Here is a 12,821-nt window from a genome sequence, read left to right on the forward strand (position 1 = left end):
ATGAAGGAGTTGGCAACGCGAATGCAAGTGAAAGAGCAGCTTCGGGGGCTTCCCCCATACCAGCCGGGAAAATCGATTGAGGAAGTGAAGCGGGAATACGGCCTTTCTGATATTATTAAACTAGCTTCCAATGAAAATCCGTATGGGTCGTCGCCGGCGGCCAAAGCGGCCATCGCCGCCGAGCTTGACCGTCTTGCCGTTTATCCGGACGGCTACGCCCGCACGCTGCGCGAAAAGGTGGCAACGCATCTTGGTGTCAAGGAAACGCAGCTTTTGTTTGGCAACGGCTCGGATGAAGTTGTGCAAATTTTTTGCCGCGCCTTTTTGGAGCCGGGCACGAATACGGTGATGGCGGCGCCGACATTTCCGCAATATCGCCATAACGCGGTCATCGAGCGGGCGGAAGTGCGCGAAGTGCCGCTTGTCGACGGGCGCCATGACTTAGAGGCGATGCTGTCTGCCATCGATGAACGGACGCGCATCGTTTGGATTTGCAACCCGAACAACCCGACCGGCACGTATGTGAACGAAACGGAATTGCGCGCCTTTTTGGACCGCGTGCCGCCGCATGTGCTTGTCGTGTTGGATGAAGCGTATTATGAATACGTCACGGCTCCCGATTATCCACAGACGGTGCCGCTTTTAAATGAATACAGCCAGCTCGTGGTGATGCGCACGTTTTCAAAGGCGTACGGGCTCGCCGCGCTCCGTATCGGCTACGGCATCGCCAGCGAAGCGCTCATCCGCGCCGTTGAACCGGCGCGCGAGCCGTTTAACACGTCAACCGTCGCTCAAGCGGCCGCGGCGGCTGCGCTCGATGACCAGGCGTTCCTCCGCGCCTGCGTCGAACGAAACCGCGCCGAACTCGAGCGGTATTACCGCTTTTGCGACGAGCACGGCCTCAAGTACTATCCGTCGCAAACAAATTTTGTATTTATCGATTTCGGCATTGATGGCAATGAGGTGTTTCAATATTTGCTCGAGCGGGGCGTGATCGTCCGCTCCGGCCGGGCCCTCGGTTTGCCGACCGGTGTGCGCGTCACGATTGGCACGAAAGAGCAAAACGACCGAGTGTTTGAAACGATTGCCAGCATGCTGCGGGAAAAACAGCTCGCCTGACCGGCTTCGCGGCCGCCCAGGCGGAACGATGAGCCCGTTGCTTTTCAGAAGCAGCGGGCGTATGTTTACATACAAAGAAGGTGAGACCATTGGAAGGAAACGTGTTTATCGTCGGCCTCGGCTTAATCGGCGGGTCGATCGCCTTAGCCATTAAAAAGGCGCATCCAGCAGCAGTCGTCATCGGCTACGATGTCAACGGCCATCAGCTTGGTTTGGCGCGTTCGCTTAAGGTGATTGACGAAACGGCTCGCACGCTTGAGGATGGGTTTGCCGCCGCGGATTTGATTGTTCTTGCCACTCCGGTCATGCAGACCGAATCGATTTTAGCCGCCATGCCGATTGAGCAGCTGAAGCGCGGTGTGATCGTCACCGATGTTGGCAGCACGAAGCAGCGCATCGTCCAAGGCGCGCGCCGTCTGTTGGAGGCGGGCGTGGCGTTTATCGGCGGCCATCCGATGGCCGGATCGCATAAAAGCGGGGTGGCGGCCGCCCGCGCCCATTTGTTTGAAAACGCCTTTTACATTTTGACGCCGACGGATGATGTGCCGCTCGAACGGGTGGAAACGCTAAAACAATGGCTTTCCGGGACGAAGGCGCAGTTTGTCGTGTTAACGCCGGAAGAGCATGACCGCATCACCGGGGTGATCAGCCATTTTCCGCACTTGATTGCCGCCAGCCTCGTCCATCAGGCGCGCGAGTACGAAAGCAAAAACGCTCTTGTCAGCCGGCTTGCGGCCGGCGGCTTCCGCGATATTACGCGCATTGCATCGAGCAATCCGGAAATGTGGCGCGATATTCTCATTCATAATAAACGCGAGATGCTCGCGCTGTTTGACCGCTGGATGGCGGAGATGGAGCGGCTGCGCTCGTTTGTCGAGGAAGAAAACAGCATCGCCATTTACCATTACTTTCTCGAAGCCAAGCAGTTTCGCGATGGGCTGCCGGCGCGGACGAAAGGAGCGATCCCGTCGTTTTACGATTTGTATGTCGATGTGCCGGACTACCCGGGCGTCATTTCCGAGGTGACCGGCTATTTGGCGCAGGAAAACATCAGCATTACCAACATTCGCATTATTGAGACGCGCGAAGAAATTTACGGGGTGCTCCGCCTCAGCTTCCAAAGCGAAGACGACCGGGCGCGGGCGAAGGCGTGCCTCGCCAAGCATACGAACTATGCGACATATGAAGGATAGCAACGAAAAAACAATGGAGGGATGTTGCATGCAGCTGCCAACAAACGTGTCATCGCTCCGGGGGACGCTTGAAGTGCCCGGCGACAAATCGATTTCCCACCGCGCCGTCATGCTTGGGGCGCTCGCTTCCGGCCGGACGGTCATCGATCACTTTTTGCCCGGCGCCGATTGTTTAAGCACGATCGATTGTTTCCGCCGCCTTGGCGTCGACATCCGCCGGGACGGGACGCATGTTGTGGTTGAAGGAGCGGGGCCGGGTGGGCTGCGTGAGCCAAGTGCTGTGCTTGATGTCGGCAACTCCGGCACCACGGCGCGCCTGCTTTTAGGCATTTTGGCCGGGCAGCCGTTTCACGCCTGTCTCATCGGCGACGAGTCGATCGCCAAGCGGCCGATGGCGCGAGTGACGAAGCCGCTTCGCGAAATGGGAGCGCACATTGACGGGCGCGATGGCGGGAATTATACGCCGCTTTCCATCCGCGGCGGTGCTCTCCGTCCGCTTCGCTACACCTCGCCGATCGCAAGTGCTCAAGTGAAATCGGCGATTTTGCTTGCCGGCTTGTTTGCCGACGGGGTGACGTCTGTGACCGAGCCGCACCGCTCGCGCGATCATACGGAGCGGATGGTTCGGCTGTTCGGCGGCGAGATGAAAGTGGATGGCTTGACCGTCTCGGTCGCCGGTCCGCAGCGTTTGCGCGGAACGCACGTTTACGTTCCCGGCGACATTTCCTCGGCCGCCTTTTTCCTTGCCGCAGGGGCCATTGTGCCGAACAGCGAAATTACGCTGAAAAACGTCGGCCTAAATCCGACGCGGACCGGCATTATTGACGTGCTCACACAAATGGGCGCTGAGATTGCAATTGAACATGTCCGCCATGAGGACACAGAGCCGGTCGGCGACATCACGGTCCGCACGTCGGCGCTTGGCGCCGTCGAAATTGGCGGCGACTTGATTCCAAGGTTGATCGATGAAATCCCCATCATCGCCTTGCTCGCGACGCAAGCCGAGGGGACGACGGTCATTAAAGACGCCAGTGAATTGAAAGTAAAAGAGACGAACCGAATCGATACAGTTGTTACGGAGCTGAAAAAGTTCGGCGCCGATATTGAAGCGACCGATGACGGCATGATCATCCGCGGCAAAACGCCGCTCGCGGCCGATGGGATCGTCGTAGACAGCCATGGCGACCACCGGATCGGCATGATGCTCGCCATCGCCGCCTGCTGCGCCAAAGGCACGGTCCGTCTTGAGCGTCCGGAGGCGGTCGCTGTCTCGTACCCGGCGTTTTTCTCTGATTTGCGCTCTTTAGTAAACGGGTGAGAACGAACGTCCAAGGATGGAGCGAAAGCGGGAGTGAACCCGCCGGCTGTTGATGCCCCCGCCCCAAGCGGGCGGGCGGTCATATTTTGCATTGTCCGTTCATATGTTGTCAATAAGAGGAATAATTGGCGCCGCTTTTTGAAAGCGAATACATTCCCCAACAGCTGGTGCGGCGCGGTTGGCGAGCGGCTCGGTTGCCGAAACGGCGATTGTCGATTATGATAAAACATGTTCCCGTTGTGCCGGTACATACCAATACGGACAGCGAGGGCGGGAAGCGCCGCCCTGTCAGGCAACCTACTTGTCGTTGTAAGAGAGGTTTCGAAACCATGACACGTGTTGAACAAATCATTCGTCTAGTGGAAAACGGAAATGTTGACGAAGCGTTGGCGCTTGTGCCAAAAGTGAAAAAGTACGGCAGTGATGAGGAAAAATATACGCTGGCCGACTGTCTATACTCATGGGGGATGCTCGAGGAGGCAAAAGAGCTGCTCGAGGAACTGGCCAGCCGCTATCCGGACGACGGCGACGTCCGTCTGTTTTTGGCGGAAGTGTATACCGAGCTTGAAGCTGAAGACGAAGCGCTCGCCATTTTGATGGACATCAGCGAAGACGATCCGCAATTCGTCCGGGCGTGCCTGCTTGCGGCGGACCTGTATGAAATGCAAGGGCTGACCGAAGTCAGCGAACGGAAGCTAAAACAAGCGTACGAGAAAGCGCCGGATGAACCAGTCGTGCAATTCGCCTTAGCGGAGTTGTACTTTTCGCTCGGCGAGTACGCCAAAAGCGTGCCGCTTTATGAACAAGTGAGGAAAACGAACCGGGAGATCGCCGGCGTTTTGGTCGCTGAACGGCTCGCCGAGTCGCTCAGCCGCATCGGGGAGTTTGAGGCGGCGCTTCCGCACTATGAGGAGGCGCTTAACGAAAAAACGGACAGCCGGACGCTGTTCGCCTATGGGTTCACCGCCTTGCAGGCCGGCTATACGCAAACGGCCATTGACAAGCTTGGCGCCTTAAAAGAGCTTGATCCTGACTATGCTCCGCTTTACTTATATTTGGCCAAAGCGTATGAACAGGAAGGACAGCTTCAAAAAAGCTACGAAACGGTGCGGGAAGGCATCAGCATCGATGAATGGAACAAAGAGCTCCGCCTGTATGCCGGCAAGCTCGCGCTGAAACTGAACAAACCGGCCGAAGCGGAAGAGCAATTGCAAAAGGCGCTTGAAATCGACAATGGCTATGTCGAGGCGCTGACGGTGTTATCGGCGCTTTGGCTTCATGAGCAACGCTATGAGGACGTCGTGTCGCTCCTCGAGCGGGCGATGGCCGACGGCGAGTATGATCCGCAGTTTGAGTGGGATTTAGGGCGCGCCAAACACCGGTTGGAGCTGTATGATGATGCATTAAACCATTACGCCGAGGCATATAATTTCTTTAAGCATAACGTCGATTTTCTCGAAGAGTACGGATATTTTCTCATCGAAGAAGGAAATCGGGCCGCAGCGAGAGAAATATTTCAACAAATTGTTGCTCTCGACCCAAGCCATACGGAAGCGGCCGAGATGCTGCTTGAGCTCGAGGAGTAGGGGAGAAGCGGTGATCGAACCTCTTTCTTGGAAACCGATCGAGGGGGAAGCGCACAATGACGCACGTATCCGTCAATGAAAAAAAAGAATTCATCCGTTGGTTTTTAAGCCACTATCAGTTGAAACGGCGCGAATGCGTCTGGATTTTAAACTATTTGATGAGCCACGACCAATTGATGCAAAAGGTGCACTTTGTCGAGAACGCCCAATATTGCCCGCGCGGCATCGTGATGTCGACCCATTGCGTGGATGACGTGCCGTTTCGCTTCTACAAAGGGAATGTGATGACAACCGATGCGGAGAAATCATTCCATGATATCCGCCTGAACCGCGACGAAGATATTTACATTCAGCTTAATTTCCGCGCTTCTTTTCATTCGCCGCAATATGTCGCCGTGCTTGAGGAAAATCCGTACGCGCCCAAACAGGCGCAAGTGAGCGAAAACGACCAGCGCCTTGCCGAGCAATTTTTGGAGCGGTCCATTTACGAGTTTCAGCGCGGACGGCTCATGAAACTGATTGACGAGGCGCTCGACCGCCATGATGAAGAGGCGTTCCGCCGCCTTACGGATGAATTGAACAACTTGTAACACCTTGCCGCCGGCAAGGTTTTTCTTTTGCCGAAAAATATGGTATGGTGATAAGGAACGAACTTTATGGCAAAGGGGAGTAACGATGAAATGGACAAGCGGGGACGTCGCCATCTACGAAAAAGAGCGCGACTACATTGATACGGCACTCATTCCGCTTTTGCCGGTGGCCATCGGCCAAGGAGCGAGGCGGCTCGCCTCGGGCGGGGAGCTCGTCGGGCTTGTGGCCGCCGAGGCTGAGCGGCAGCTGAGAGGCCGTGTGTTTTTGCTGCCGGCGTTTGTGTATTTTGCCGATGAGCCGCGGCCATCGCTGGCAGAGCGGCTGGCGGGCTGGACAAGCCGGCTTGGACAGGAGGGGATGAAGCATGTGTTTTACGTGACGTGTGACCCGGCGTGGCAAGAGGAAGCGGCGGAGGCCGGCCGCGTTTGGCTCGTTCCGGACGTTCCGCTCGAGAACATGGAGGAATCGTACAGGCACGAACTCGTCAAGGAGCAGGCGGCCGAGCTGATCCGCTTTTTCGTCAGCTGCTGGACAAAAAGGTAAGCTGGGCAAAGTCCGACGTTTTGCCGCCTGCGATATTGACCTTGTCCAGCAATTGAGCTATCATTAGAATGTCCTAGTTTTCCGTATGTGTTATACATACAATCGTCCGGTGCGGACTTGACTTTGCATAGAGGGGGGAAGACGATGAGCGACAACAAACATCGCGTAACGAGACGTCAATTTTTAAACTACACGCTGACCGGGGTCGGCGGCTTTATGGCAGCAGGGATGCTCATGCCGATGCTCCGCTTTGCCTTTGACCCGATCTTGAGAGAGACGGCGGGCACAGAGATGGTCGCGGTGGCGGACGTCAAAGAAATTACGACCGAACCGAAGCGTTTCGACTTTAAAGTGAAGGTGAAAGACGCTTGGTACGAGTCGGAAGAGCCGAAATCAGCTTGGGTGTACAAGGATGAAAAGGGGGACATTATCGCCCTGTCGCCGATTTGCAAACACCTTGGCTGTACGGTTGACTGGAACACGGATAAAGAGCATCCGAACCATTTTTTCTGTCCATGCCACTACGGTCTCTACACGAAAGACGGCACGAACGTTCCGGGGACGCCGCCGCAAGCGCCGCTTGACCGTTACGAGTACAAAGTGAAAGACGGAAAGCTGTATTTAGGCAAGGCGAAACCAAGAAAGGAGGCGTAATGCGTGTTAAACAAGCTGTATGATTGGGTTGATGAACGCTTGGATATTACGCCTTTATGGCGGGATATCGCCGATCACGAAGTTCCGGAGCACGTCAACCCGGCCCACCATTTTTCCGCCTTTGTCTATTGTTTCGGCGGACTGACGTTTTTTGTCACGGTCATTCAAATTTTGTCGGGCATGTTTTTGACGATGTACTACGTCCCGGATATTAAAAACGCGTGGGAATCGGTGTATTACTTGCAAAACGAAGTAGCGTTCGGCCAAATTGTGCGCGGCATGCACCACTGGGGGGCAAGCTTGGTCATCGTCATGATGTTCTTACATACGCTGCGCGTCTTTTTCCAAGGGGCGTATAAAAAGCCGCGCGAGATGAACTGGATCGTCGGCGTATTGATCTTTATGGTGATGATGGGTCTTGGCTTTACCGGTTACTTGTTGCCATGGGATATGAAAGCGCTGTTCGCGACGAAAGTCGGTTTGCAAATCGCGGAGGCGACGCCGCTTATCGGTCCGGCGATCAAAACGCTGTTGGCTGGAGATCCGGAAATTGTCGGCGCGCAAACGTTGACGCGCTTCTTTGCCATTCATGTGTTCTTCTTGCCGGCGGCTTTGCTCGGCTTAATGGCAGCGCACTTTTTAATGATTCGCAGACAAGGCATTTCCGGTCCGCTATGATCGGTCGGCTGGACGTTCTGAGGCGATAGAAAAAAGGAGGGAATCACGCAATGCATCGCGGAAAAGGAATGAAATTTGTCGGCGATTCCCGTGTTCCCGCGGTAAGAAAACCGAATATTCCGAAGGACTATTCAGAGTACCCCGGGAAAACGGAAGTGTTTTGGCCGAACTTCCTGCTCAAGGAATGGCTTGTCGGTTCGGTCTTTCTCGTCGGTTTCTTATGCTTGACGGTCGCCCACCCGTCGCCGCTTGAGCGGATCGCTGACCCGACGGACACGACGTACGTGCCGCTGCCTGACTGGTATTTCTTGTTCTTATACCAATTGCTCAAATACTCGTATGCGTCCGGTCCGTATACGGTTATCGGTGCGATCGTCATGCCGGGGCTGGCGTTTGCCGCTTTGCTGCTGGCGCCGTTTTTGGATCGCGGTCCGGAGCGCCGTCCTTGGAAGCGCCCGGTGGCAACCGGCATGATGTTGTTGGCGCTCGCTTCTATTGTTTATTTGACGTGGGAGTCGGTCGTTACACACGACTGGAAAAAAGCAGCTGAGCAAGGGAAAATTCGCGCGGAAGTGGAAATTGATACGAACGCGGAAGGCTATAAAATCGCCCAAGCGAACACATGTACATCGTGTCACGGACAAAACTTGTCCGGCGGCGCCGGCCCGTCGCTCATCGGCACCGGCTTGACGCCGGAAGAGATCGCGAAGATCGCCAAAGAAGGGAAAGGCAACATGCCAGGTGGCATTTTTAAAGGCACGGATGAAGAGCTGAAAAAAATGGCGGAATTCATCGCCGGCTTAAAAGCGGAATAATTCGTTCGGCACGGAAAAGCTGACTCGCGTTAGTCAGCTTTTTTCGTGCCTACATTGAACCGAGATGAGGTGCAGACGATGGCATGGCTTTATGCAATATTGGCCGCCCGGCCGGTTGTTTGGCTGCTGTTGTTCGTGAATGCCGCCGGCACCGTTTACGGCTATTATTGGTACCGCTATCAACTTGCGGAGACGCCGCCCGTCTTTTTGCCGTTTGTTCCCGACAGCCCGACGGCGAGCCTTTTTTTTGTGCTCGTCCTCGCCGCTTGGCTGCTGGGCCGATCCTCGCCGCTGTTTGAGGCGCTCGCGTTGGTGACGCTTGTCAAATACGGGATTTGGGCCGTCGTCATGAACGTGCTCGTTTGGCGCGTCACGGGGACGCTCGATTGGGCTGGCTGGATGCTCGTTGTGTCGCACGGGGCGATGGCGGTCGAAGGCGCACTGTACGCTTCGTTTTATCGATTTCGCTCCGTCCATCTCGCCTTGGCGGCGGTTTGGACGCTGCATAACGATGTCATCGATTACGTGTTTGGCATGATGCCTCGTTACCATATGTTGGAACGATACGCCGATCAAATTGGCTATTTTACCTTTTGGTTGAGCATGGCTTCCATTGCCGCTGCGTATTGGCTCGGCATCCGCGTGCGGCGGCAGCCGCTTTTGCCAGGCGGCCGCATCGATTTCCGTCCGAAAGCGGAATAGAAAATTCAGCCGCGTCTTGATGGCGGTTCCTTGGTCTACTCTTGTCCACTCCTTCATACATTGTAGTAATGAATGAGGGAGGGACGATGATGAAACGAATCGGGCTGGCCATGTTGTTATCGTTTATCTTTTTATGGCCAGCGCTCGTTGGCGCGGCCGGACGACCAAGCGGTTGGGAGCAGCTGGACGATATTTCCGACGAGGCGCTGCAGTTAGGGAAAAACGAGCGTTTTGCCGAAGCAAAAGAGGTGCTCCTCTATTTTTCTGAACGATTTTTTGCCCTTGAGGCGAAAAAACGGTTGAAAACGGCCGATGAGCTGCGGGCGGTGACTGTCACGCACGAACATGCCGTCAAAGCCATGACAGCGCCGATTCCAGACGAGGACAAGGTCGCTGCTCTTACACAGTTCCGCCTTGTCGTCGATGCTGTTCACTCCACCTATCAACCGCTCTGGTCCGAGATGGAACCCGCCGTCATGGAGGCGTTTGCCGTGATGGAACAGGCGGCGGAGCGCGGAGAGAGGAAGGCGTATGCGGCTGCCCTTCGCCGGTTTATGGATCGCTATGCCTTGATTGAGCCGAGCGTGAAAATCGATGTGCCTCCGGAAGAAGCGAAAAAGGTCGACCATGACCTCGAAGTGCTGCAAGGCGCTTCGTTTTGGCGGCTTGGCCAAAGCGAGCAGCGCGAGCAGCTTGCTGCCGCGCGCCGCAATATAGAAGCGTTGTTTGACGGGGTGAAAAAGGACGAAGCCGACCCGTCGCTCATTTGGGTCATGATTTCGACCGGTGGAATGATCGTCTTAACGTTGACGTATGTCGGCTGGCGGAAGTACAGAGGAGAAAAAGAGGCGAAGCGGGCGCGGCAGCCGGAAGAATAGGAGCCGGCTTGCTTTCAAGAGGGGGAATGGTTTCCCCCTCTTTTTTATTTTGACGGCTGCGCGGCACCTGGCAAGCCGGGCATGCCCCGAGATGTTGAGGACAGGGACTTAGTCCTTATTGCTCCAGCGGCCGCTTGTGCTCATCGAGCGTAAACCCTTCGCCGAGCACGTCGTGCACATCGGTGACCGCGACAAAGGCGTGCGGATCGACGGACATAATGACGCTTTTGAGGCGGGGCAATTCGTTTTTGGCCACGACGCAATACAGCACGTCACGGTCGCGTTTCGTATACGAGCCGCGCCCTTTGAGCACAGTGACGCCGCGCTCCATCTCTGTCAAGATCCGGTTGGCGATCTCTTCGCTTTTTTCTGAGATGATGGTCGCCCCTTTTGCCGCATAGCCGCCTTCCTGCAGAAAATCAATGACCCGGGCGGCGATAAAGACGGCGACCAACGTATACATCGCCTCGCGGTATGACAGGTAAAGAAGAAGCGACAACGTGATGACGGCGGCGTCAAAGGCAAACATCGTTTTGCCCATGCTGATGCCTTTGTATTTATGGACGAGGCGGGCGATAATGTCGACGCCGCCGGTTGTGCCGCCGTAGCGGAAAATAATGCCGAGGCCGACGCCGATAAACACGCCGGCAAACAGCGCTGCCAGCGTCATGTCGTGACGGAGCGGCATATGGATCATGTAGCGTTGGAAGATCGATAAAAAAATGGAAACCGCGACCGTGCCGATGACACTATAAAGAAACGTCTGGCGGCCGAGCAACCTCCAACCGATCAAAAAGAGCGGAATATTGAGCGCCAGGTTGGTGATGGCCGGATCAAAACCAAACAAAAAATAAAGAAGAAGCGTAATGCCGGTGAAGCCGCCTTCCGCCAAGTTGTTTTGCATGTTGAAATGAACGAGCCCAAAGGCAAAAATGGCAGCGCCGAGCAAAATAAACAAACTGTTTTTGATCTTTAAGCCGAAAACCATATCGTCCCTCCGTCCGCAAAAATAGTCGGCGTCTTCATTATAGAGGAACTTGTCCGCCTAGGCAATGATGGCCGGAAGCGCGATGATTTGGCACAAGGCGAAAACATTTGTCAAATGCGCTGCTTTTCGTTAACATGGAAACAGGCGAGGTGATGGCCATGCAGGAGAAAACGATGAAACAGATGCAGCGTGAAGTAGACGAATACATCAGCCAGTTTAAGGAAGGCTATTTCAGCCCGCTCGCCATGCTGGCGCGGCTGACCGAAGAGCTCGGCGAACTGGCGCGTGAAGTGAACCACTACTACGGCGAAAAGCCGAAAAAAGCGACCGAACAAGAAAAAACGGTGGAAGAAGAGCTGGGCGATTTGCTGTTTGTGCTCATTTGTTTTGCCAATTCGCTCGGCATTGATTTGCAGGCGGCGCACGATCGGGTGATGGACAAGTTTCGCACCCGCGACCGCGACCGCTGGACGCGGAAGGAGGAAGAATCATGACGATTCGCATCGTCATCGCGGGGCCGCGCGGCCGCATGGGCCGCGAGGCGGTGGCGCTCGTGCAAAAAACAGATCATTTCGAGCTGGCTGCGGTCATTGACCGCCGCTATGATGGCCAAAATTTGGCTGACATCGAAGGGTTTGCCGGCGTCAATGTCCCCATTTACACCGATGCCGCCCGTTGCTTTGTCGAGGTGAAGCCGGATGTGCTCATCGATTTGACGACGCCGGAAGTTGGAAAGCGGCATGCGGAGCTGGCGCTGCGTTACGGCGTTCGTCCGGTTGTCGGCACGACGGGATTCACGCCGGAAGAGATCGAGCGGCTGACCGAACTCGCTGAGGCGAACAACATCGGCGCCATCATCGCGCCCAACTTTGCCATCGGCGCGGTGCTGATGATGAAATTCGCCCGCATGGCGGCCAAATATTTCACGGATGTAGAAATTATCGAGCTGCACCATGACCAAAAGCTGGATGCTCCGTCCGGAACGGCGTTGAAAACGGCGCAGCTCATCGCCGAGGTCCGTCCGTCGAAAAAGCAAGGTCATCCGGACGAAAAAGAAACGCTTGAAGGGGCGCGCGGAGCCGCGTACGACGGCATTCCGATCCACAGCGTCCGCCTGCCGGGGTTTGTCGCCCATCAAGAAGTCATTTTTGGCGGCGACGGTCAGACGTTGACGATCCGCCATGACTCGTTTCATCGGAGTTCATTTATGTCCGGGGTGAAGCTTGCCGTCGAGACGGTCATGCATTTACATACGCTTGTGTATGGGCTTGAACATATTTTAGAATAGCGCGGCTTGCGCAAACGGGGGAGAGGGAAACGTGAAAATCGCCTTGATTGCCCACGACAAGAAAAAAGCGGACATGGTCGCCTTTGCGACCGCCTATGCGCCCGTGCTGGCCAACCATGAACTGTATGCCACCGGCACGACCGGGCTGCGCATTCAGGAGGCGACCGGCCTTGCCGTCCACCGCTTCCAGTCCGGACCGTACGGGGGCGACCAAGAAATTGGGGCGATGATCGCCCGCAATGAAATGGACCTCGTCATTTTTTTCCGCGACCCGCTGACCGCCCAGCCGCACGAGCCGGACATCAGCGCGTTGATGCGCCTTTGCGACGTCTATGCCGTGCCGTTGGCGACGAACATCGGTACGGCCGAGCTGCTCATCCGTGCGTTGGAGCGTGGCGATTTGGCATGGCGCAGCATTGTGCGCGGCCGAACAAAAGGCGGGGAGGAATCGAAAACAGAAAGGTGACA

The 12,821-nt window shown here is 55.7% G+C and carries 15 protein-coding genes; 14 read left to right on the forward strand and 1 reads right to left on the reverse strand.

Translation table 11 applies throughout. The annotated features are described in order from the left end of the window. Window positions 1–21: 21 nt before the first annotated feature. The 11 genes from hisC (at window position 22) to ypjB (ending at window position 10,077) form a co-directional block, all read left to right on the forward strand. Window positions 22–1,119 (forward strand): histidinol-phosphate transaminase, encoded by a 1,098-nt coding sequence (gene hisC / locus CV945_RS04710; RefSeq protein WP_033010076.1) that lies wholly within the window; start codon window positions 22–24, stop codon window positions 1,117–1,119. Window positions 1,120–1,208: 89 nt separating this feature from the next. Beyond that, window positions 1,209–2,312: a prephenate dehydrogenase gene (locus tag CV945_RS04715; RefSeq protein ID WP_047818598.1), complete on the forward strand. Its 1,104-nt coding sequence runs from the start codon at window positions 1,209–1,211 to the stop codon at window positions 2,310–2,312. Window positions 2,313–2,340: 28 nt separating this feature from the next. Further along, window positions 2,341–3,630, forward strand: coding sequence for a 3-phosphoshikimate 1-carboxyvinyltransferase (gene aroA, locus CV945_RS04720; RefSeq protein WP_033014008.1), 1,290 nt, complete (start codon window positions 2,341–2,343; stop codon window positions 3,628–3,630). 329 nt (window positions 3,631–3,959) lie between these two features. Continuing rightward, window positions 3,960–5,216: a tetratricopeptide repeat protein gene (locus CV945_RS04725; protein ID WP_047818596.1), complete on the forward strand. Its 1,257-nt coding sequence runs from the start codon at window positions 3,960–3,962 to the stop codon at window positions 5,214–5,216. Window positions 5,217–5,272: 56 nt separating this feature from the next. After that, window positions 5,273–5,806, forward strand: coding sequence for a ReoY family proteolytic degradation factor (locus CV945_RS04730; protein WP_094238875.1), 534 nt, complete (start codon window positions 5,273–5,275; stop codon window positions 5,804–5,806). Window positions 5,807–5,891: 85 nt separating this feature from the next. Beyond that, on the forward strand, window positions 5,892–6,350 hold the full coding sequence (locus tag CV945_RS04735; protein WP_094238874.1) for a YpiF family protein: 459 nt from the start codon (window positions 5,892–5,894) through the stop codon (window positions 6,348–6,350). A 144-nt stretch (window positions 6,351–6,494) separates the two neighbouring features. Then, the gene (gene qcrA, locus CV945_RS04740; RefSeq protein ID WP_094238873.1) at window positions 6,495–7,004 is read left to right on the forward strand and encodes a menaquinol-cytochrome c reductase iron-sulfur subunit; all 510 of its coding nucleotides are present in this window, start codon (window positions 6,495–6,497) and stop codon (window positions 7,002–7,004) included. Between the two features lie 3 nt (window positions 7,005–7,007). Beyond that, window positions 7,008–7,682: a menaquinol-cytochrome c reductase cytochrome b subunit gene (qcrB, locus tag CV945_RS04745; protein WP_011231676.1), complete on the forward strand. Its 675-nt coding sequence runs from the start codon at window positions 7,008–7,010 to the stop codon at window positions 7,680–7,682. Window positions 7,683–7,732: 50 nt separating this feature from the next. After that, the gene (locus CV945_RS04750; RefSeq protein WP_100659239.1) at window positions 7,733–8,497 is read left to right on the forward strand and encodes a menaquinol-cytochrome c reductase cytochrome b/c subunit; all 765 of its coding nucleotides are present in this window, start codon (window positions 7,733–7,735) and stop codon (window positions 8,495–8,497) included. A 78-nt stretch (window positions 8,498–8,575) separates the two neighbouring features. After that, window positions 8,576–9,199 carry a lipoprotein heptaprenylglyceryl N-acetyltransferase LhaT gene (gene lhaT, locus CV945_RS04755; RefSeq protein ID WP_033014015.1) on the forward strand — a complete coding sequence of 208 codons (624 nt, stop codon included), beginning with the start codon at window positions 8,576–8,578 and terminating at the stop codon, window positions 9,197–9,199. An 89-nt stretch (window positions 9,200–9,288) separates the two neighbouring features. Further along, entirely contained in the window at window positions 9,289–10,077 is a 789-nt protein-coding gene (gene ypjB, locus CV945_RS04760) for a sporulation protein YpjB (protein WP_063330392.1), read from the forward strand. A gap of 115 nt (window positions 10,078–10,192) precedes the next feature. On the opposite strand, the gene CV945_RS04765 is transcribed toward ypjB, so the two are convergent. Next, window positions 10,193–11,065, reverse strand: coding sequence for a YitT family protein (locus tag CV945_RS04765; RefSeq protein ID WP_094239961.1), 873 nt, complete (start codon window positions 11,063–11,065; stop codon window positions 10,193–10,195). A 158-nt stretch (window positions 11,066–11,223) separates the two neighbouring features. Here CV945_RS04765 and CV945_RS04770 point away from each other — a divergent pair, with 158 nt between their 5' ends. The 3 genes from CV945_RS04770 to mgsA are packed head-to-tail and all read left to right on the forward strand — an operon-like array spanning window position 11,224 to window position 12,819. Continuing rightward, window positions 11,224–11,559 (forward strand): nucleotide pyrophosphohydrolase, encoded by a 336-nt coding sequence (locus CV945_RS04770; RefSeq protein ID WP_033010114.1) that lies wholly within the window; start codon window positions 11,224–11,226, stop codon window positions 11,557–11,559. Beyond that, the gene (gene dapB / locus CV945_RS04775) at window positions 11,556–12,353 is read left to right on the forward strand and encodes a 4-hydroxy-tetrahydrodipicolinate reductase (RefSeq protein ID WP_100659240.1); all 798 of its coding nucleotides are present in this window, start codon (window positions 11,556–11,558) and stop codon (window positions 12,351–12,353) included. The genes CV945_RS04770 and dapB overlap by 4 nt, the downstream gene beginning before the upstream one ends. Window positions 12,354–12,384: 31 nt before the next feature. Beyond that, window positions 12,385–12,819: a methylglyoxal synthase gene (gene mgsA, locus CV945_RS04780; RefSeq protein WP_033010087.1), complete on the forward strand. Its 435-nt coding sequence runs from the start codon at window positions 12,385–12,387 to the stop codon at window positions 12,817–12,819. Window positions 12,820–12,821 lie beyond the last annotated feature (2 nt).

It is taken from the genome of Geobacillus sp. Manikaran-105 (assembly GCF_002809955.1).
In the GTDB taxonomy this organism is placed as follows: Bacteria; Bacillota; Bacilli; order Bacillales; family Anoxybacillaceae; genus Geobacillus; species Geobacillus thermophilus.

Excerpts from the sequence above, each read along its gene's own strand:
- CV945_RS04725 (WP_047818596.1), top strand. The coding sequence starts at position 3,960 with ATGACACGTGTTGAACAAATCATTCGTCTAGTGGAAAACGGAAATGTT.
- CV945_RS04730 (WP_094238875.1), top strand. The coding sequence starts at position 5,273 with ATGACGCACGTATCCGTCAATGAAAAAAAAGAATTCATCCGTTGGTTT.
- aroA (WP_033014008.1), top strand. The coding sequence starts at position 2,341 with ATGCAGCTGCCAACAAACGTGTCATCGCTCCGGGGGACGCTTGAAGTG.
- CV945_RS04770 (WP_033010114.1), top strand. The coding sequence starts at position 11,224 with ATGCAGGAGAAAACGATGAAACAGATGCAGCGTGAAGTAGACGAATAC.
- qcrA (WP_094238873.1), top strand. The coding sequence starts at position 6,495 with ATGAGCGACAACAAACATCGCGTAACGAGACGTCAATTTTTAAACTAC.
- CV945_RS04750 (WP_100659239.1), top strand. The coding sequence starts at position 7,733 with ATGCATCGCGGAAAAGGAATGAAATTTGTCGGCGATTCCCGTGTTCCC.
- ypjB (WP_063330392.1), top strand. The coding sequence starts at position 9,289 with ATGAAACGAATCGGGCTGGCCATGTTGTTATCGTTTATCTTTTTATGG.
- hisC (WP_033010076.1), top strand. The coding sequence starts at position 22 with ATGCAAGTGAAAGAGCAGCTTCGGGGGCTTCCCCCATACCAGCCGGGA.
- CV945_RS04765 (WP_094239961.1), bottom strand. The coding sequence starts at position 11,065 with ATGGTTTTCGGCTTAAAGATCAAAAACAGTTTGTTTATTTTGCTCGGC.
- dapB (WP_100659240.1), top strand. The coding sequence starts at position 11,556 with ATGACGATTCGCATCGTCATCGCGGGGCCGCGCGGCCGCATGGGCCGC.
- CV945_RS04735 (WP_094238874.1), top strand. The coding sequence starts at position 5,892 with ATGAAATGGACAAGCGGGGACGTCGCCATCTACGAAAAAGAGCGCGAC.
- lhaT (WP_033014015.1), top strand. The coding sequence starts at position 8,576 with ATGGCATGGCTTTATGCAATATTGGCCGCCCGGCCGGTTGTTTGGCTG.